Raw genomic sequence first — 19,044 nt, 5'->3', positions numbered from 1 at the left:
GGGGAGCATACCCTGGACGCAGCTCCCTCCCTCGTTCCTCTGTTATAATTCAAGTAATAGCTTGGCACAAAGATTCATATGGTAAATGACTACTTCCAGCGGTTAGGATCTTATAAATCTTTTATCAGATAAATATGATGGTTAAATCTCGATTTAGCATCGATTTTTTAATTTCAGATTTGATGTTTCGGATTTAATTGTTTCTGCTTAGGAAGAGCCGATTAGGCCCTCGGCCTCTCTATTAGTTTGCCTTCTTCAACATGCAAAATTCTCGAGGCCCGTTTGATCAGTTCCGCTCGGTGCGCAATTACTATACGCGTGACCGGCATTGCTTCAATGGAATCAGCGATGGCGCGTTCAGTTTCCGGGTCGAGGTTAGCGGTGCCTTCGTCCAAAAGCAGCACTCTGGGACGACGATAGAGCGCGCGTGCAAGTAGAATGCGCTGCCTTTGCCCCCCGGAAAGAGTGCTTCCCATATCCCCCACAAGGCTCAAATAATTCATAGGCAAGCGCATGATATCAGCATCAACGTAAGCGATTTGAGCCACCTCCTTTACGCGCTCCATGTTGATTTGAGGATCGAACATGGCAATATTGTTGGCGATGGTGCCAGACAGCAGCGTGTCGTCCTGCATAACGACGCCCGCCGTCCTCAACCACGCCGCGCGATCAAGCGTCGCTTGAGATATTCCGCCATAGCTTATCTTACCGGCAGTGGGCGGATAGAGACCCAGCAAGAGCTTTAAAAGCGTGGTTTTTCCGCTTCCGGACGACCCCGTGATCGCAACAAATTCTCCCTCTTCAATTACGAAGCTCGCGCCTTCGAGAATCCACGGATCTCCATCGCCATAACGGAAAAAGACATCCGAAAACTCAATCTTTGAGTAAGACTCACCGGAGCCAAGCGCAGAGGACGCGGAACGCCGATCGCGCTTCGCCTCGACGATATCCGACAGTCGGCTCAAATGTAGGTCGAGCAGGCGGAACTGGACGAGCTGGTTCACAAATGTGTCTACCCGCTGGGAGAATCCTTGCGCATAAGCCACGAACGCGAAGACCATGCCGATCGTGAAGTCGCCTGCCAGCACCATCCGCCCAGCGATGAAAACCACAGCGACGGTCTGCAGGCCGATAAAAGCTGTCCGGGAAAACGCCATCAGGGCTTGGTACTTCCCGGCCGAAACCGCGGCCGTGATGGCGTCGCCATAGAGATTCCGCCAAGCGCTCTCCCGTTCGGACTCCATCCCTGAAAGCTTCACCAGCTTTGAGGCGCGAATTGTCTCCATCAAATGAGTTTGCTCGCGCGCCTGATTGACAATTTGCTCTTCCTGCCGGGCCCGCAACCGGGGATAAAGAGCCATCGTTGCCAATGTGTAGCAGCCGGTAAACGCAAGCACTATAAAGAGCAGCGCCCCTCCATAAGCCAGCATAGCCAAAGCCATGACGCAGGCGACCGCAAAATCAATAATAGCCGAGACAAGTCCTTGAGTTAGCGCGCTTTGGATCGGCCGCGTGGATCCCATTCTCGACACCAGGTCGCCAATATGACGTTTTTCAAAATATGAGGTCGGGAGCTTGAGCAGATGGCGGAAAATATTCCCGACCATTTGATAGGTGAGCAGGTTCCCGAAATATAGAATCGCCCAAGCGCGCAACAGCTCGGCAACGGCGCCAATCAGAAAAACGCCGGCGAATCCAAGGCAAATCACCACCAACAGATAGGCGTCTGACTTCAGAAGCGATTCATCAATGACAATCTGCAAAAAAAGCGGCGTGAGGAGGCTGACGCCGAGAAGAATGGATGAAATCAGCAAAAGCTGAGTGAAGGCGCGCTTCCAACCTCGGATTCCGCTCCATAATTGCGTAAGGCGTGTCTTGGCTTGGAGTTCTTGAGGCTCAAATTCCGCCGTTGGCTCCAATTCCAACGCGACGCCGGTGAAATGTTTGGACACCTGACTCAGCGAGAGCTTGCTGTGACCCCGAGCCGGGTCATGGATCTCTACAAATTGCCCGCGAACGCGCTTAAGGACCACGAAGTGGTTCATGTCCCAATGCAAGATAGCCGGCGACTGGACCTTATGCAGCTGATCAAGCTCAACGCGTATGGCGCGACTGCTGAGATTCAATTCATCGGCCGCGTTCATGAGACCTCTGAGCGTAGACCCGCTCATGGAAATCGAGAACTGCTGCCGGAGGCCATTGAGATCGACATGATGCCCGTGAAACGCGGCGATCATGGTTAGGCAAGCCAATCCGCACTCCGCCTCCTCGCTTTGCTGCACGATCGGGAGTATTTGCGCGCGCGGCAGATTCAGTCCGGCAAACTTGATCATGCGGTCGCTTCCTATTCCCGCCGCAGAGGGGCGACGATCCATGACCAGAGCGGACGGCGCTCAAGAATTATCCTTCCCTGAAGGGCCATCCCGGGCTGTAACGGAAATGTCTCTCCGAACGCTTCGATTTTATCGGAACCGAGATCCACGATAACGCGATAAACCGGTTCGTTGACCTGGGGCCCTTCAATCAGGTCGTCTGGATCAAGGATTGTCCTCGATATGGATTTTACCACCCCTTCACCAACCCCGAATTGCTGATAGGGGAAGGCGTCATAAAGAAGATCGACTTCTTGTCCGGGCTTGATAAATCCTGCTGCCCGGGTTGGAGCAAAAAGTTGAGCCTGCAAATTGCCGCCGCCGGGGAGGACCGTAAGGATGGTTTGACCGGCGCGTATGGACGATCCGCTCGTGAGCAAGATGCTGGCGATCTGGCCGTCACGGGAAGCGACGAGTTGATACTCCCCGCGCATCGCTGACTCAGCCCTTTGCCGGCGGAGATCTGCGAGCTGCCGTTTGATATTTGAGATCTCAATTTCTGAAGCGATCGGCGCAACTTGCGATTCCGAGGTCGCCGCGGCAAACTCGTTGTCTAAAGCCACTTTGCGCTGGCGAAAATCGGCGAGCGCCTGCTGTTGAATAATGACAGCCTCTTGACGTCGCTGCAGATCATTGACGGAGGCGGCGTCCTGATCAATCAAGTCCTCCACGCTTTCGAGTTGACGCTTCGCCAACGCCAAACGCTCTTCCTGCAAACGGATTTGCTCCACCAGCTGCGTCGCCTCTGATGCGAGAGCGGCTTGTCGGCGTTGCAAATTCGCTTGCTCGAGCTTGTTTCTTACTCGAACGCCCTCTAACGAGTTTTCGAGCTGTAATATTTGTTCGTCGAGGCTCACAAGCGCTGTTTCCGCCGCCCCTTGACCGTCTAACAATGTGATGTCCAGCGAAATTTTCGCGACCGGCTGTCCGGCTTGGACAGAATCCCCAACCTCGACGTATACCTCGCTAATCACGCCGCCCGTCTGGGAAGTGACACGCGCTACTCCCATTTCGGGCACCACCCATCCCTTTACAGTTTCCTGACGCGCGTACTGGCCAAACGCTAATAGGCCCAACCCCATTACGCAGATGAACAGAAGCACAGCTAAAACCGACCAGGAGGCTGGCGGCGATGCTAAAATGACTTCGCCTTCAACGCGCTGCCTGGCTTCGACCGCCTCTTTTCTAAAAAGGTCGTGGTCAGACACTTAGACCGCCTTTCAGACTCGCATGGCTGATGATTCGAAGGTTTGTTCTAGTTTTTAAAAGACTAATCGCATGAATTGATGGGCTGACTATGCCGAATCGTAAAATCGACATACATTGAGCACGATTTGGATTTATCATCGCCGTCCCAATGAGTGATCTTCATATTCTTGTTGTCCATAACCGTTCTTGACACAGAGCAAGCCGCCATCTTGTCCACCAGCCCTCTAATGGGTATCTGGTCGATGCTCACAACGCGCGCGCGTTCGTCGCGCGACACCAATTCAGCGACCCAGGCTTTGTCAATTTTATACCCGTCCGAACCTTCGGCATGCCCTTTGTAAACGTGAGCATGTCCGACATGGGCAAATATTTTGAGTTCTGGGTTATTCTCCAAATACAATAACAAATTTTGTGCGGCCGTAAATTCTCTTTGATTATTGATTTGAGGCCTAAGTCCGTAGTTTTTTAAATACAACTCAGGATGACGATATTCTTTAGGCGTCTCATATGGCAACAAGCGCCAGTTTAATGTTTTAGCCGCCTTAATTAATAGATCAAAATTCGGATAAGTTGTATAAAATCCCATAAGCGGAAGCGTCGGATCCTCTTGGAGAAGCGCCGGGTTTGGCGTTGAAAAAGTTTCAGCCGCCAAGACCGAGAAGTCCGCCCTGTCGAGACTCCTTATAAAACACGATGATATGAGGCGGGTATATGGATCATTATGATCTTCGTTCAGGAACACGACGTTGGCGTCCGTTTGCTTAATCTCTCGGAGTATCGGCGCGATTTGAGCATCAAAAGAATGGGATTCCGTCTGGTCGACAGCCCTTGTTTCTCCGATTAGCATCGCCCAACCGCCGGCCCCGATTAGCAGAACGCCGATTGCGATGAGAAATGGGTTTCGTAGCATTTAAAGTCTCGCTGCCCTCCATAAGTACGAATCAGATTACTTTAGGGCGTAGTTCTTTGAAGACTCATCATCCTCAAACCGCGAATGCAAGCTCACCTCTAGAACCTCGCGCTGATTAGCATTGAGCTTCCTCGTCCATTGATTTTTCATGCAAGGCGCTGGAAAGGCCGATCTCTCGCCGCCTCTGCGCAAGCAGGGAGGGAGTTTCGAGCGGGGCGAGAACCAAGCGTCCCTGAGCGCACTCCATTTGCGTGCCGAACCGTTGCTTCCCTGTTTTTTTCAGCGCCACTCGATCCGCCAGATACGCATAGTGCCGAGGCGCTACCTCCTTGATGGCGAGCAAGGGTTTGATCGTACGCAGCACGGCCTCCTGCAACTCAAGGTCTGAATGCTGTGCGACCAGCCAAGCGTCATGCGCGGCTTGCGCCCCGTGCGTGGAAATAAGCGGCCATCCATTCAATTTAATAATTTCGCGAAGCTCGTGCGCGTTCTGTTTGTCAATAGCGCAAAGTTGAACGCTCCATGCGTTTGCCAAAAACTGCTTCTCGTATCCTTGTGCCGACAATATTTGCGACATCGGGGTCCGCCAGATTTCATCTCGAAGAGCTAGGATGCGTAATTTTTTTTCTATTCCTTTTAGACCATTTGAATCGAGCGCTTCGATGTCGGCGCGCTCAAGGCGTCGGGTTTGGTCCAGAAGATCCCGGGCCCGCTCGGCTGCGGCGGAATAGGCGTTTGCGTCCGGCGCCAGTTTGGCGTTGATCAATCCGAGGCTAATCGCGCCAAATTCGCATCCAAGTTCGTCCAAACCGAGCCGCCTGCTGGACCGCTTATATTTTTCCGGAACGAGGGATTGCGCATGATTGTCTAACGCGCCGAGCGCCTCCCAGGCGGCGGATTGATCTTCGGCGAACCTTATTGCGCCATAATCAAATGTTTGCGGATCGAGCTTCCCTGAAAGTAACGCTTCAGTCCGCTCTCGAACATCGCCCTCAATAGCCGCAGCGGCGCTTACGATCCAAATGAATGTGAGCGCACAGCCTGTCATGGCGTGTAAGGTCAGGCGGACCATAGGTTATTCCTCTCCGCCAGGGCCCCTGATTCTAGGCGGCGGGCGACACTCTTGGAAATCGGCTGACGCGTCTCATGCTCAAGCCAAAGCCACTGTCCCTCAGGATTGCATTCAAAAAATATAGCGTGGCCTTCGCGATTTATTGCGAGATCAAAGGCCCCGAAAGACAGGCCGAATGCGCGCATATATAGCAATAGCTTATGCCGCAGATCCTCTTCAATCTCATAAGTCTCGTAGGAGACTGTATTGACAGACCGGCGCCAGTCGGTTGCCGCGCCGGAGCATGTTTGAGAGTTTATTCTGATTGCAAATATTTCTTCGCCAATCACGTTGACGCGCAATTCGAATTCCTTTTCGACTTTTTCCTGATAGATCGCGGGACAAAAGCGGACCGCGTCAGGTTCCGCCTGGACGACTTTGAGACTGGCTTCAGCCAGACCCAAATGGATGCCGTCAATTTCGGCGTCAGGAGTCCGCGCGGACAAGCGTTTGATAATGAACGTGTCTTCTTTCCGGGCAAACCGAATAACGGACTCAGGCGCGTTGGAAACAATGGTTTTCGGGATTTTAAATCCGCACGCGCACGCAATTTGTAGCTGGAACGGCTTATACGAAGCCCGCTGGCTCAATCCCGGATCATTATGTGAAGGCCGATCGGACAGATGGTGCCTGAGCGCCCAGAGAAGATTTGCCCATTCGTGCCGCCAGAAACTTCTCTGAGCTTCGCTTAGGCCTGTTAGCGAATTGTCAGGCGCCATAGCCGGCCATTTCAAGCGCCACCAAATTCCAGAAATTGTATCAGCGCGCACCAATTTACCCTGGATCGACAATCGACGTTCGCAGGGGAGATATGTGACTTCACTAAATTTGTGACAGTCTAAAATGATCGGCCGACGCTTCAGCGCAGACGCAACCGCCTTCACATGGGGATCTGCGTTTTGCCCAATTATGAGAACGGCGCTCGCCTGTTGGGCCACAAGACTGCCTTCTATTTCGAATTACCGCCGCCGAAGAGGCGAAGAGAGAACCCCGCCTTTTCGGCGGCGGCGTCAGGCCAACGCTCAGTCGTAAATTGCTCCCTCGAGCCACATCCTCCCAAGCTCGTCCGACCAGCAGAAGGTTGGTTCATAGGTTGGATACTGGCCCGGTGGATCATCGTGGCTCGCGCCCGAGACGCGCGCGACTTCATCCTCGGAAAGCTCAACCGGATTCGCCTCAAGCGCGGCTTCAAGAATTGAACGCATTTTTTCCTCCCGATAAACGCCCTTTTGGGCAGTGACTTTTTACGCTCAACTCAAACGGGAAACAATCTTAAATCGTAAAAAAGCGACTCGGTTTCGATCGAACCCTCCTCTTAAACCAAGAGAAAGCTTTTGTTCACTTGTGATTTCCGCCCATAGCCCAACTTAGAGCGCTTGCGGAGGCGCTATTTGTAATTGTATAAAATTATTCATGAAGCGTGGTTGGAGTCACACGAAACGCGCCGCGCCGCTCGGAGAATGTGTGCCGGCCAGCGTCCTCCCGATTTGAACAAACACTTAGCGACATCGCGATTGCTTTCAAACGACAGGAGTTACATTGAATGCCCGCCGAAATCGCCATCATTCACGGTTGGAGCGACAGCTCGAAATCATTTGGCGCGCTCAAGGCGTTTCTTGAAGAAAACGGATATGAGACCACTCAAATCTGGCTCGGCGACTATGTGTCGCTGGATGACGACGTGAGGATTGAAGACGTCGCTAAGCGCATGCAGTCGGTTGTCTTGGAGCTCATTGACGCGGGCAAGCTCGCGGCGCCTTTTGATTTGGTCGTGCACAGCACCGGCGGGCTTGTCGCGCGGGAATGGATCAGCCGCTACTATCCGGACGGCGCGGGTTGTCCGGCCAAGCGCCTCATCATGCTCGCTCCGGCCAATTTCGGATCGCGGCTTGCCTCGCTCGGGAAAAGCATGATCGGACGCATCTTCAAGGGCTGGAACAATTGGTTTCAGACCGGCGAAGAGATGCTGAAGGCCCTGGAGCTCGCCTCGCCCTACCAGTGGTCTCTGACGCGCCGCGACCTGCTCGATCCAAGCGGATCCAGCGCCGCCTCAGGACCCTACGGCCACGGAAAAGTGTGGCCGTTCGTGATCACCGGATCGCGCTCATATTCCTCGGGCCTGCGTCAGATGGTGAATGAAAACGGATCGGACGGGACCGTGCGCGCCGCGGCCGCCAATCTCAACACGAACGGCGTCACCATTGATTTCTCGTCCGACCATGAAAATCCGACGCTCGCACCATGGTCGTCCCGCCTAGGGGCGGCCCGCATCCCTTACGCCATTCTCCCTGACCGCGATCATAGCCTCATAATAAAGCCCGCCGAGTCATTGTCTCCGCCCGAGGCGGCCGTGACGGATTCGCTGGGTGAATTGATCCTGGACGCTTTGAGATGCGAGAATGATCAAGCCTATAGCGCGCTTCATGAAAGCTGGTTGGAGGCGAACGAGCGCGTCGCGGCGCTTGCCGATGCGCCGGAGCGGATTGAGGCGCTGTTCCCGGACGCGCAGCCGGAGAGCGAGGCCTACCATCAATATATGCAGTTCATCGTCTATGCCCGTGACGATCACGGCCAGCCGGTCGATGATTATTTTCTTGAATTCTTCGCGCCTAAGCCCGGCGGAGATCGGAATTCCGTTTATTTTCACAGTCGCGTTCTCGAGCACGTCCACACAAACACGGTTGATGCAAGCTATCGCTGCTTCTTCCTAGACCGCTCCGATCTTATCACCGGCTTTTACGGCAAGTCCCGAAAGGCGGAGTATAAACGCCTGGCGATGGGCGTTTCGGCCGCAGAAGTCGGGCCAAACGTGCGGTATTTTGACAAGACGCGGGAGGGGGCCCGCGGTCACGTGCTCCTGCATGACGCCGATCAAGAAGAACGCGCGCAGCTTGAGGCGCGGTTGCACCGAAACAGCACGCACTTGATCGAGCTCATTCTGCCGCGTCAGCCAACAGACAAAGTGTTCCGTCTGTCGGTCTAGGAACCGCCCGCTTGCCTCATTTTGGCCGGGTCTCGCCTTCCGTCGCGTCGGAGGGCTCGATGCGGTCGCCGATCATCGAGATCATATTGTGCAGCGCGCTGGCGCCTCCGGTCACCAAGCTGACCGTCAAGACGATATCCACGAAATTCAAGACGCCCCACTGCCAGCCGCTGAGCGCTTCGTATTGCACGTCGAGCAGCGGCGTGAGCGCCCGAACGCCGGCGAGCGCTGTAAGGGTTCCCAGAATCGTGGAAAACGCGATCGTGAGAATGCGGGTCGCGGTGCGGTAACGGGTTAGATCGTCCTTTGCGGCCTCGAGCTGCTCCTGAGCCTCGGAGCGTTCGGTCTCCTGCACTTGCGCCAAAGCCGCCTCCAACGAGGCGATGCGGCGTTCGGCGATGGTGCGGCGCACGGTGCGCGTATTCTTGATAAACACCTCGTTCGCGCGCTCGATGAAGAGCGCGACCAGTAAGAGGGCGGTCAGGGTTTCAAACGCGGCCTCAAGCGTATTCGGAACGAACAGCAGGGTGAGCGGCCCAATCGGCGCGCTGCCAGTCAGCTGGTCGCTTTGCGCCAGCGCAATCCCTACAAGGGCAAGAGAGACGGCGAAGGAAATCCGAAGATACCACCAATACCGGCCGAGCCTGTCGTTGGCGAGTGGCCAGTCAAGCCGTGGAGTTGTCATGCCAAGTCCTTTCACTGTGCGGCGCCGCAAGAGGCGGCCTCAATCTCCGACTCGATGTCGTCCGGCAGAGCGGCGAAAAGATCGACACCCATCAGGCTTTCAATCTCGTCGACGGCGTACTGGTAATCCTTGTAGCTTCCCATGCGCTGGGGGATGTTCGCCATGATGAACCCGCAAGCGCGCCAGATCCCATCGTCATCGGTGAGTATGGCTTTGAACGTGTGACTTGGAATCGCGACCCGCGCGCTCATGAAGCGGTCAGGCGGGATCTCCGCCTGCGATGGATCGACAAATCGGCAGGATTGGGGAGCCAGCGCGGCGAAGCAAGCGGAATCCATGGGAAGGAACAACGCGCCCGTCACGACCCAGGCGTGCGCGCCTGCATGCACGCGCTTCCGGACAAAGGCCTCAAGCCGCGACCAGGCGCCGGAGTTGACGCTGCCGGTCTGAGGGACGGCGTTGGTAAAGACGTGCGTCGCGTCGACCGCGCGCTGGGTCCGCGTAAACGCCTCCGCAGGGGCCATGTGGCCTCTATGGAAACCGGAGCCGATATAATCCGCGTCGCGCGCCTGATCGCTCGCTTCAACGCGGTCATCCGGACGCCAGCGGGACTGGCTCCGGTCGCCGACCCCGTCCATCCGCGCCGGCGTCAGGCGATATGAGACCCAAACCGGAATTCGGCGCTCGGCATCGAAACAAATGATAAAGAGGTCATCTTCCAGCAACCGGCGGACGCCGGGCTCGCACGCCGCCTGCAGCAGCGCCTCCCGGTCGATCCCGCCAGGCTGCGCCTCGGCGACGGAACCCGCGTAATCCGCCAGAATCCAAGCCTCCGCTTCGCCGATACGAATGCGCAGCCAGTGTCCGTTGTCCGCCGCCTCGACGATAACCGCCTCGATGCCATCCGCCGCGTATCCAAACCAGCTTGATCGCGCGTCCCGATGAAGGGGAACGCCGCGTCCGCTTTCCGCCTCAAGTCTCACCGCATCGCCGGGCTCGAGGGACTGGGCGTTGGCACCGGACCAAAAGACAAGCGTCGCGCCGATAAGCAAGCCGATCGCCGCAATCCGCCTTATCTGCGCCGAGGCCGCCATCTTACAGCGCCGCCTTCCGCACCAAGGATTCGACAGAACCCACGGCTTCCGAGATAGTCCGGACGAGTTCGGCGGCGGACTCGGCCGCTTCGCGCGCTTGAACGACGGCGTCATTCGCCCGTTTGGCCGCCGAGTACGCGTTTTCGACCTCCTGGCCGTTGCGTTCGAGAATTGCCCGGCCGGCGCGCAAATATACAGCCTCCGCGCGGTCCTTGTTTCGGATAACGCGGCGCACCTCAGCTTGGCTGGAAGCGCGTTTCAGATCGCGTTCAAAATTCTCCTGAGTGTCGCGATAACATCGTTGCGTTTCCCGAAAGCGATCCTCATGCGAACTCATTCTGGACTCCCTTCAAGCTTAGTGAGCGAGCTCTTCCGCCGCAGGCCGCTCTGAAAGCGCGGCGTCGATATCCTCTGCGGCTCCAGCGAGCTCCGCCAGCGCCGCTTCCACAGAGTCAAAATCAGAGGTTGAAAGCGAATCGAAGCGGCGATGCGCTTCAGACAGATTTTCAAGCGCGCGAGCAGCAGCAGCATACGCTTGCACAGCGCTCGTCGCGCGCAATTCGGCCCGGGCGATCGCTAGCGCCTCAACCGCGCGCGCCAGCGCCGGCTCGTCTGAAAGAGTCCGCTCGCTGTCCGCAACGAGGTCCGTGCCCAAATCTTCGAGAAGCGGCATCAGAACGTCGGAGCGGCTGTTCAACCCGGCCTCGATCAGGAGAATGCGCATTTCACTCTCGCGTTTGCTCCAGTCACCCATAAAGGCGGTAAACACGATTTCTTCGCGCTCCAGCGCCGCGCTCATTATCTTCGTCGCCCCGCCGATCAGCTCGTTTGCAGCCCGCAAACGCTCTTTTTGACGCCGCCGCGCCCACAATCCGCCGGCGCGGGGGAGGACCGCGAACGCCGCGCTCAGAGGCACGCTGGCGACCGCAGCGTAGGCGTTGGCGGATGTGGATAGCTCGCCCAGCGCCGTCTCAAGGTCTGATTCGGCGTCATACTCGGCTTCCATGCGAAACGCGCCGTACGCGCTGTTGAGCTCCTGCAATGCTTTTGTGCGTAGCTTTATGAGCTGCACGAATTTGAGCCTCTCCTCCAGAAGCTCCGGAGAGTCAGTGACAGGCTGACAGAAATCCGGCCTTATCCTGCAAGTCTTTGCTGTTGTGAGGAACGCGTTCACTTCGGATTGTCGCAGCGCCGCAGTGGACAGCATCTGGAGGTTTTGTTGAACGGCGGCAGTTGTTTGTTCGCCTGTTCGCGCCAACAGAAGCGCGTCATCTCGCGGAGGCGAAGCGCAAGCGGTCAAGATGAGCCCGTTTAGAAACAGGACAATCCACGCGCGAGGCAACATTATTAAACGGGCCTTCTTCCTAATATTGGCGACCTACAACCTGGGACGCCAAGGTTACAACTTATACAAGACCTTAATTCATTGCTCGAATCTTGTTTAACGTCTTGGCCGCAAGACCAATCTCAGAACCCGCAGGCCAGGGCTCCGGTCAGGTTTGCGCCGGCGGCGACGACGGCGCCCGCCAGGAAGCCGGTTCCCAGCGTGAAAAAGCCTGATCCCGCGCCCACCGCCAAGGCCGTTCCGGCCGTCGCCTCGACCGCCACCCAGCACTGGGTGGCGTTGTTTGACGTCACCTGAGCGCCCTGGAAGTCGTGGGTGTCCGCCACCGCGGTGACGTGGGCGCTGTTTTCCGAGGTCATCGCGCCGCCATAGCTCAGCGCGCCGCCGCTGATGCATTGCGTGACATTGTCGCTCGACCAGTCGTTCAGGAAGGCCACGTCATACTGGTAGAGGCCGGACGGGTTGCTGCGCTCATTATGATAGGAATCGTCATCCAGCATGCGGAACCCGGTCTGGGCGTCCGGCGTGATCAGCGCTTCAAAATCCGCCTTTCCAAGCTCCGGGCCGCAAGCATAGCGCGATGACGCGGCGCGGGTGGCCTCGTCATAGTCATCATTATCGGAAAGCTGAACGCTCAGGGCGCGCTCCAGATATTCCTTGTATTCGGACACCGCCGGGTCGCCATTGGCGTTAGGTCCCAGCACGTCATGGCCGGCGACGCTGAAATAGTCCGTCATGTCGCCGATGTCGCGGGTGTCTATGGGATCATTGACCCCGAGCTTGCCGTCGCCGTCCAGATCGAACACCAGATTGAAGCTGTTCCCGTAATAGTTGGAGAACAGGAAGCCGAGATTGCAAGCCTGCTGAAACTCATCGTCCTTGCTGGAGGACGCGTTCTGGCAGGGATCGTCGTCATACCCGGTGTCGTCGGGCGAGGCGGGCGGATCGCCCTCTCCGGCGAAGGCCGGATCGAACACCGAGGCCGGCGGGGCCTGGTAGTTGATGCTGGCGTTCATCAATTGCGCCGGCCGGGGCCAGGCGCTGAAGAAGGTCTCGCCGTCGGAATTGGTCGTAAAGGACTGTTTGCGGTCGGCGTCGGTGAGCTGCGCGGTCTGGATCGTCCCGGCTTCGGCCAGCTGGATCGGGATTGAATAGGCGGCCAGATCGATCCGCGCCGCGCGCGCCGCCGCCCAAGAATGATAGCCGCCCTGATCGAGCAGCCGGTCGCTGACGATATAGGCGTCCGCGGTCAGATTGGCCGGCAGGTTCTTGGCCAGCGCATAGACATTATAGGCCTGGCTGAGATCGAAGACGTCCCGCAGCACCATATTGTCGCCGAGCGTGACGAGGTCGTTATGGCCGGTCTCCGATTGCGTCACCAGAATATCGGCCTGCGTCCCGTAATTGGCGAAATCGCCGTCTTTCAGCGAGAACGCGCCATCGCCATTGGCGTCGAAGACAAACACGTAGGCGCCGGCGTTCGGGGCGCTCCACGACACCGTCTGATTGAGATCGCCTTTGGCGTCGGTGGTCACCGCCGTCGGCGCGCCGCGCACGTCGGTCAGGGGATAAGTGAAATTGGATTTGTAATTGCGCGCCGTCGAATAGGCGGTGATGTAGAATTGCGCCGAACTCGCCGAGGGCAGGAGCTGGGTCCCGGTGGAATGGACGTCGTCGGTTTCCTTGAACTTGCGGCGCTTATTGGCCTGGGTCACGGGGACCGAGACCGAGGCGGTTATGACCGGCGCCGCCTTGATCTGGGTCTGGCCGAGCTGGACCCAGACGAGATAGTGGTCAGAGACGCGTTTGCCGTCGAGGCGCGTGGCGTTGCCAAAATGGTCGTAATCCACGCCATGCAGCCGGTAGTAGGCGTTCAGCGCGTCGTTCAACAGGATCCGGTCATAGCCGCAGGCCGTGCCCACCGCGGTGTTGGTGCGTTGCCCGTAATTAATGCGCCAGTTCCAGCCTGCGGCGAAATCCTGCCCGCGGAACCCGACCGGATAGGAGGCGCAATCGGCGTTCAGATCGCCGATCAGCATCTTATTGGCCCCGGCGGCCAGATTCTGCTCGATCGCGCGCAGCTCGTAATGCACCGAGCTCGCGTTGGACGCGCCAGCCACCGTGCCCGGCGGGCGCGCCTGCGCCGAATGGCCGTAAGCGGGCTTGGTGTGATTGGTGTAGATGTCGAACGTCACCGGCGCAAAAGTCGGATCGTTCGGCGTATAGGTGACCGTGGCGATGATGGGCGGGCGCATCCAGACATTGGCGGCGGGCTGCATCGTGCCGTTGGCGGCGAGATAATTGACGCCGGTCGTCGAATAATCGGTGAGCGGGGCGATGGCGATCGTCCCGGTGGCGTTGGCCGGCGGCGCGCAGACCACGTAGCGCTCCTGCCGGCCGACCCGGCCCGACGGCGCGCTGACATGATTGCAGGCATAGCCCGCGGGAAGATAATTGCTCAGATGGGCGGTGACCGATGCGCCGGTCTGCAGCACTTCCTGAAACACGACGATGTCATAGCCGCCGGCGATATTGCCCATGCGGGTCAGCAGATTGACGCGGTCGCCGCCCGCCGGAAAGGTCGCCTTGCTCATGGAGAGATTCATGAGGTTCCAGGACGCCACGTTCAGGGCCCAGGAGTGATAGGTGACCCCATTGGCCGTGGCCGGTTCGGCCTCCGTCACGAGGGGCCCGGCGGCGGGCGGGGGCGCGTCCGCGCCGTGCCCGCAGGCGGCCAGCGCCGCGGCGCCGGCGAAGGCGGCGGCGATGCAGCGGGGGCTCATTGGCCGCTCTGCAGGTCGGTCTGATAGGTATAGGGACCCACGCCGGCCACGCCGATGCTGCCCCGGGCGGGCTCCACCTCAAGCGGCGGGCCGTCGGCGCGCACCGCCTTGACCTCCCAGTCGAAACGTTGCGCGGAGTTTCCGTTTTCCGAAACGACGGTGAAGGCGCCGTCGACGATCCGGGCGCCGTCCCGGGTCTGCACCGCCAGACGGTCGAACCCGTCAATATTGGTCAGCTGGATCGTTTGATCGCCATCGCGCGTCAGCGCCTCGAAATAGGGCGGCAGCGCGATCCGCGCCGCACCGTCCTCCAGCTGCGCGCTGCCGCGATAATAGACCGCGCCTTCGGGACCCTCGAGCGAGGCGTGAACCAAATGGCGCTCCTGATCCAGCGGATGGTCAATGATGAAGGTCTTGAAAATGGACTGCGTGGGATCGACCGGATTGATGGCGTGGATCTGGATATCGCTCTGCGCCGAGCCGGTTCCGCCATAGACCAGAACGAACGGACGCTGGCCGTACCGCACGTCAAACCCGTTTATGACCGCCGAGGCGCCGAACTGGCCGTCCAGCCCGCCGCCCTTGATCAGCCCCTCGGTCAGGGAGTCTCCGGCGACGTGCAGGGTTTCTTGCGGGTCGCTGGTGCCCACGCCCATCTCGCCTTCCTGGTCGACGACAAAGCCCTTGATCGCGGTATCCGCCTCCTGGGCGGCGGCCGACGCGGCGGCGCCAAGGCCAAGCGCGGCTGCGGCAATGATCGGCATAGCCTTTGAGGAAAATCGCATGTCACGCTCCTTTATTCCTGGATGGCCGGCGGCCGGGGACTCAGCGGTTTGCGCGGTCCTCCAGATGACTGGCGTAGTCGGTCTCAAAGCCCTCGGGCAGAAGGCCCTGGACGCGCGCCGGCGCGGCCTGTTTGGCGGTGGCCAGCTTTTGCTGGGCGTCATGCCCGCCGACGAGGAACCCGTTGGCGTAGAACGATCCGGTCTCGGGGTGCAGCGCCGCGGCGGAGCGGTCGAGCATGAGATTATAGACCGGCCCGTCATAATCGATTTCGGCGGCGGCGCTCACGGTCACCGGGCCGTCTTGCGAGAGAATCCGGTCGCCCGGCTGCAGATCCTCGGCGGCGCGCCACGATCCGTCCGCCATGACGAACGGGTGCATCGCAGACGCCTCGACCTTGAGACCATCGCCCGCTTCAATGACATAAAGCGTCGCCTCGTCGCCCTCGACCGTGCCGACGATATGGGCTTCGACGCCGCCCATGGAGATGACCCGCTCGCCCTCGCCGGCAAACTCTGAAATCGGGCGGTGACCGTCGCCCCCGGCCAGCGCGATCAGCGTGTCGGGATGCAGGCAGCCCGCCACCAGCCGCAGCATCGGGGTCGCCAGGGAGCCGGCGGTCGGCCCGAGGAAATGCGGCACCGTGGTGCCGGCCTGGGACAATTGCGAGGCGACGATGGTGTTGTCGCTATCGGCGTCATTCTCGACCTGAAGGGTCAGCGCAAACTGCACGCTGGTCCCGTCGCCCCCGCAAATCAGGTCGGACGCGCCGCCAAAGTCCAGATCGTCGAAATTCCAAGACAGGGTCTTGGTCGCGGCGTTATAGGCCACCTGCTCCTGGGAGAAGAAATTCGACCCGCTGATGGCCGGCGCCAGCCGGCAATTTCCGCCCTGGACGGTGTTGATCAGCGACACCGATCCGGTGCCCACCAGATCGCCTGCGCCGTCGGTCCTGGGCGTCTGGGAGGGCTTGTATGTGACCGAGCCTTCCATGTTCACCAGCACGTCGGTGTTGGAGTAGGTCCCATAGTCGCACACGCCCGGATTGGCGTTGGCGTTCACCGAACGGCTGGTGCAGACCAGCGCGGTCTCCAGCGAGTCGTTCTGGGCGTGAACGATGATCGGATCCGATATCGACTGAACCTGCGGATAGTCGATCGTATCGAGCGTCAGCGCGGAGATCTGCGAGATATAGCGCTGGTTCGTCGCGTCATAGAAGGTCGCGGTAAACGCCCCCGTAAAAGCCTGATCGGCGGTCGTCACGGCGTGATTGACCGGGAAGTACTGACCCGACCCGAATGACGAGGTGGTGGCGCAGTCGCCGATCGGATTGTTGTTGAGATCGTAGAAACAGAGGCTGGTATAGGCGATCTGCAGCGTGCGGGACGGATCGTCCGCCGCCGCCTCCATACTGGCGGCCGCCGAACCCTGATAATTGGACGCCGTGTTCGTGGGATAAAGCGCCAGCATCTGGGTGGCGATGTCGGTGTAAACCAGATCGTCGGAGACCTGCACGGTTTCGGGATAGGTCACGCCCTGTTCGGCGTGGATGTCCTGATGGGCGTCGATGAGCGCGTGCAGCCCCGGATAACGGTCCGCGGCGAGGTCGGCGCGCTCATAATGGCGTTTCAGGAACCGGACATTCTCAGGGTCGCTGTGATCCAGCGTCACGGTTTCGCCGTCCGCGGCCTGCGCCAGCACGTGCGCCACGGCGGCGCGGTCCGCTTCAGCCCAGACGGGTGCGCCCGCCGATTCGGGCTGCGCCTGCGCGCCCCCCGCCATGCACGCCCCGGCCAAGCCGGCCAGCCCCATCATCCTGAACATCGTGACGCCCCCTATTTCTATTTGTAATTGTGTATTATCAGAAAATTATCGTCTTAGGAATAGACCGTCCTTGATATGACATTCCGGCGCGCAAAGGGGAGGCGGCGCTCGATATGGCTGGATTCTGGATAAGGCTGGGCTTGATCTGCGTTCTGCCCTGGAGCGCGAATGCAGAGGACCGCGACCCGCATCCGCCCGGTTACTCGCTCAAAAGCGGTCAGGGCTTGCCCATAACCCGCACCGTCGATCCGGCCACGCTGGGCGCCCGCGCCATGACCTGGGAGAGGGACGCTGCGTCAAGAACCGACGGCGATCAGAACGGGAGGGACGCCTGCCCGTGTTTTGAGGGCGAAGCGGCGGGCAAAGCCTCATGCGGCGCGCAATTCGCCTATTCAACGCAAGACGGCTCTGAGCCCGTCTGCGGCGCGCCTCGGCGCAGCAACGACGGACTGGCCAAACGGGATCAGAAAACGCTGGGCCGGGCAAACTCGGTCAGACGTCTTCCCGGCGCAGATTTGAGATCATCGCAATAATCTGATCGCGGACCCGGTCGTCGCATTCATCAAGATTGTGCAGCATCTTCGATACGGTGCGGGCCTGTAGATTCTTGAACGATTCAAGCGGCGCGTCGGCCTCATCGGCGTCCGCCGCATTGTCGGTGGGATAAAAATAGGTGATCGGCTTGCCGACGACCTGCGCTATTTCATAAAGTCGCTGAGCGGCCACGCGGTTCGCACCGCTTTCATATTTCTGGACCTGCTGGAAACTGACATTGAGCCGGTCGCCCAGCTCCGACTGAGACAGGCCGCAGAGCTGACGCGCCAGTCTGACCCGGGCTCCGATCAGCGCGTCCAGCTCCGTGGTTGATCGCGGCTTATTTTTTTCTGTCATGGCCCTGTCTTATCGCCTGTCATTCTTAAGATATGGGCAAAAAGACAGAGCGATTCAAATTAATCCCGGTCGCCATTATCAGCGGACGGGTCGGTGGTGGCGAGTTCGCCGGTCGCGATGTTCTCCAGAACCAGCTGGTAAAAATGCGGATAATAGGTTCCGCAATGATCGGTCATGACCACCGTCTTGCGATCCGGATCGCCAAACGCGACCTCGAAATCGCTGTCTTCGGGGAACACCGACACGCCCGGCCAGGTCCGGCCGGCCAGCTGGAACTCATAGAACCGCCAGCCCTCCGGCGCGATGAACATATAGTCGGTGGGGTAGTCGGCGCTGAGATTGCCGTGTTTCAGTCCGAAATGGACGGCGTGGGCCGCAACGGTCCCGCCCTCGCGAATCTCGAGCTTGGGGTATATGCGGACATCGACCCGGCGCGTATCGCGCGGGGCCTCTTCAGAGTTCGCCATCGTCTCTCTCCATGTTGCTGGCGCGGCCGGCCGTGGCCGGTTGAGACTCGCGCTCCCAGAACGCGAGGAAATCGGGTCGCTGATAATCCGAGTCTATCAGCGCATTCTTCAGATCGTGGGCGCTATCGCGCTCGCCCAGCCGCCACCGAATCCGCGCCAGAAGGTCCTGTCCGGCGCGGCTGGACACGGCTTCGGCCCCGTCCAGACGGCGCGCCGCCTCCCGATAGGCGCGCATCGCCTCCTCGCGCTGGCCCATAGAGGCGAGAAGTTCGCCCTGGATGAAATAGGCTTCCGCGGCGAGCGGCCTCGCCGAGGCGCGGCCGGACTCGACCGCAAGATCGGCCGACCCGGCCGCGCTCGCGATATCGGCGCGTGCCGCCTCCAGGGCGCCGGAGGCCTGCGCGATCTGCGCGGAAATGAGCTGCAATTCGGCGCGCGTGACATGGCGGTCGTCATCGGCGCCTTGCAGATCCTTTCCGGCCAGGACGCGGCGCGCCTGATCGGCCAGAAGTTTCGCCCTGACGGGCTCGCCGGCCCACAGCGCCAGCCGGGCGCGTTCATGAAGCGCCTGCATATAAAGCCGGCGG

Annotated in this window: 16 protein-coding genes and 1 pseudogene; 1 reads left to right on the top strand and 16 read right to left on the bottom strand. The window is 59.2% G+C overall.

All coding sequences use genetic code 11. The annotated features are described in order from the left end of the window. Nucleotides 1-221: 221 nt before the first annotated feature. The 6 genes from H2040_RS05750 to H2040_RS05725 form a co-directional block, all read right to left on the bottom strand. The gene (locus tag H2040_RS05750) at nt 222-2,333 is read right to left on the bottom strand and encodes a peptidase domain-containing ABC transporter (RefSeq protein WP_022696763.1); all 2,112 of its coding nucleotides are present in this window, start codon (nt 2,331-2,333) and stop codon (nt 222-224) included. Nucleotides 2,334-2,344: 11 nt separating this feature from the next. Next, nucleotides 2,345-3,580, bottom strand: coding sequence for an HlyD family secretion protein (locus tag H2040_RS05745; protein ID WP_022696764.1), 1,236 nt, complete (start codon nt 3,578-3,580; stop codon nt 2,345-2,347). Between the two features lie 62 nt (nt 3,581-3,642). Next, the gene (locus tag H2040_RS05740) at nt 3,643-4,491 is read right to left on the bottom strand and encodes a hypothetical protein (RefSeq protein WP_022696765.1); all 849 of its coding nucleotides are present in this window, start codon (nt 4,489-4,491) and stop codon (nt 3,643-3,645) included. Between the two features lie 115 nt (nt 4,492-4,606). Beyond that, the gene (locus tag H2040_RS05735) at nt 4,607-5,563 is read right to left on the bottom strand and encodes a DUF6624 domain-containing protein (RefSeq protein WP_287155929.1); all 957 of its coding nucleotides are present in this window, start codon (nt 5,561-5,563) and stop codon (nt 4,607-4,609) included. Further along, a complete protein-coding gene (locus H2040_RS05730) occupies nt 5,551-6,393 on the bottom strand; it encodes an MvdC/MvdD family ATP grasp protein (RefSeq protein ID WP_287155928.1) in 843 nt (280 codons plus the stop codon). Before H2040_RS05730 ends, H2040_RS05735 begins: the two co-directional genes overlap by 13 nt. Before the next feature lie 231 nt (nt 6,394-6,624). Continuing rightward, nucleotides 6,625-6,807 (bottom strand): hypothetical protein, encoded by a 183-nt coding sequence (locus tag H2040_RS05725; RefSeq protein ID WP_022696769.1) that lies wholly within the window; start codon nt 6,805-6,807, stop codon nt 6,625-6,627. A gap of 338 nt (nt 6,808-7,145) precedes the next feature. Between H2040_RS05725 and H2040_RS05720 the strand changes: the two genes are divergently transcribed. Continuing rightward, nucleotides 7,146-8,585, top strand: a complete 1,440-nt coding sequence (locus H2040_RS05720) for an esterase/lipase family protein (RefSeq protein ID WP_022696770.1) — start codon at nt 7,146-7,148, stop codon at nt 8,583-8,585. A gap of 16 nt (nt 8,586-8,601) precedes the next feature. On the opposite strand, the gene H2040_RS05715 is transcribed toward H2040_RS05720, so the two are convergent. The 10 genes and pseudogenes from H2040_RS05715 to H2040_RS05670 form a co-directional block, all read right to left on the bottom strand. Beyond that, nucleotides 8,602-9,270, bottom strand: coding sequence for a hypothetical protein (locus H2040_RS05715; RefSeq protein ID WP_022696771.1), 669 nt, complete (start codon nt 9,268-9,270; stop codon nt 8,602-8,604). A gap of 11 nt (nt 9,271-9,281) precedes the next feature. Next, complete coding sequence (locus H2040_RS05710; protein ID WP_287155927.1) at nt 9,282-10,364, bottom strand: DNA/RNA non-specific endonuclease; 1,083 nt, start codon at nt 10,362-10,364, stop codon at nt 9,282-9,284. A 1-nt stretch (nt 10,365) separates the two neighbouring features. Continuing rightward, nucleotides 10,366-10,701, bottom strand: coding sequence for a hypothetical protein (locus H2040_RS05705; RefSeq protein ID WP_022696773.1), 336 nt, complete (start codon nt 10,699-10,701; stop codon nt 10,366-10,368). Nucleotides 10,702-10,719: 18 nt separating this feature from the next. Then, on the bottom strand, nt 10,720-11,622 hold the full coding sequence (locus H2040_RS05700) for a hypothetical protein (protein WP_152485792.1): 903 nt from the start codon (nt 11,620-11,622) through the stop codon (nt 10,720-10,722). 209 nt (nt 11,623-11,831) lie between these two features. Then, entirely contained in the window at nt 11,832-14,492 is a 2,661-nt protein-coding gene (locus H2040_RS05695) for an endonuclease/exonuclease/phosphatase family protein (protein ID WP_287155926.1), read from the bottom strand. Then, a complete protein-coding gene (locus tag H2040_RS05690) occupies nt 14,489-15,277 on the bottom strand; it encodes a hypothetical protein (RefSeq protein WP_287155925.1) in 789 nt (262 codons plus the stop codon). The genes H2040_RS05695 and H2040_RS05690 overlap by 4 nt, the downstream gene beginning before the upstream one ends. A 40-nt stretch (nt 15,278-15,317) precedes the next feature. Beyond that, on the bottom strand, nt 15,318-17,099 hold the full coding sequence (locus tag H2040_RS05685; protein ID WP_287155924.1) for a Hint domain-containing protein: 1,782 nt from the start codon (nt 17,097-17,099) through the stop codon (nt 15,318-15,320). A gap of 492 nt (nt 17,100-17,591) precedes the next feature. Further along, complete coding sequence (locus tag H2040_RS05680) at nt 17,592-17,990, bottom strand: helix-turn-helix domain-containing protein (protein WP_287155923.1); 399 nt, start codon at nt 17,988-17,990, stop codon at nt 17,592-17,594. A 59-nt stretch (nt 17,991-18,049) separates the two neighbouring features. Further along, nucleotides 18,050-18,457 (bottom strand): hypothetical protein, encoded by a 408-nt coding sequence (locus H2040_RS05675; protein ID WP_287155922.1) that lies wholly within the window; start codon nt 18,455-18,457, stop codon nt 18,050-18,052. After that, nucleotides 18,444-19,044: pseudogene (locus H2040_RS05670) on the bottom strand (hypothetical protein); the annotation flags it as partial. The pseudogene H2040_RS05670 and the gene H2040_RS05675, both read right to left, overlap by 14 nt.

Source organism: Euryhalocaulis sp., assembly GCF_013911995.1.
Classification (GTDB): Bacteria; Pseudomonadota; Alphaproteobacteria; order Caulobacterales; family Maricaulaceae; genus Euryhalocaulis; species Euryhalocaulis caribicus.
The sequence above is the reverse complement of the archived record's forward strand: the minus strand, read 5'-3'. Positions and strand labels throughout refer to the sequence as shown.

What these genes read in the sequence shown, in the direction of transcription:
- H2040_RS05750 (WP_022696763.1), bottom strand. Translation starts at nt 2,333, where the DNA reads ATGATCAAGTTTGCCGGACTGAATCTGCCGCGCGCGCAAATACTCCCG.
- H2040_RS05740 (WP_022696765.1), bottom strand. Translation starts at nt 4,491, where the DNA reads ATGCTACGAAACCCATTTCTCATCGCAATCGGCGTTCTGCTAATCGGG.
- H2040_RS05735 (WP_287155929.1), bottom strand. Translation starts at nt 5,563, where the DNA reads ATGGTCCGCCTGACCTTACACGCCATGACAGGCTGTGCGCTCACATTC.
- H2040_RS05725 (WP_022696769.1), bottom strand. Translation starts at nt 6,807, where the DNA reads ATGCGTTCAATTCTTGAAGCCGCGCTTGAGGCGAATCCGGTTGAGCTT.
- H2040_RS05720 (WP_022696770.1), top strand. Translation starts at nt 7,146, where the DNA reads ATGCCCGCCGAAATCGCCATCATTCACGGTTGGAGCGACAGCTCGAAA.
- H2040_RS05715 (WP_022696771.1), bottom strand. Translation starts at nt 9,270, where the DNA reads ATGACAACTCCACGGCTTGACTGGCCACTCGCCAACGACAGGCTCGGC.
- H2040_RS05710 (WP_287155927.1), bottom strand. Translation starts at nt 10,364, where the DNA reads ATGGCGGCCTCGGCGCAGATAAGGCGGATTGCGGCGATCGGCTTGCTT.
- H2040_RS05705 (WP_022696773.1), bottom strand. Translation starts at nt 10,701, where the DNA reads ATGAGTTCGCATGAGGATCGCTTTCGGGAAACGCAACGATGTTATCGC.
- H2040_RS05695 (WP_287155926.1), bottom strand. Translation starts at nt 14,492, where the DNA reads ATGAGCCCCCGCTGCATCGCCGCCGCCTTCGCCGGCGCCGCGGCGCTG.
- H2040_RS05690 (WP_287155925.1), bottom strand. Translation starts at nt 15,277, where the DNA reads ATGCGATTTTCCTCAAAGGCTATGCCGATCATTGCCGCAGCCGCGCTT.
- H2040_RS05685 (WP_287155924.1), bottom strand. Translation starts at nt 17,099, where the DNA reads ATGTTCAGGATGATGGGGCTGGCCGGCTTGGCCGGGGCGTGCATGGCG.
- H2040_RS05680 (WP_287155923.1), bottom strand. Translation starts at nt 17,990, where the DNA reads ATGACAGAAAAAAATAAGCCGCGATCAACCACGGAGCTGGACGCGCTG.
- H2040_RS05675 (WP_287155922.1), bottom strand. Translation starts at nt 18,457, where the DNA reads ATGGCGAACTCTGAAGAGGCCCCGCGCGATACGCGCCGGGTCGATGTC.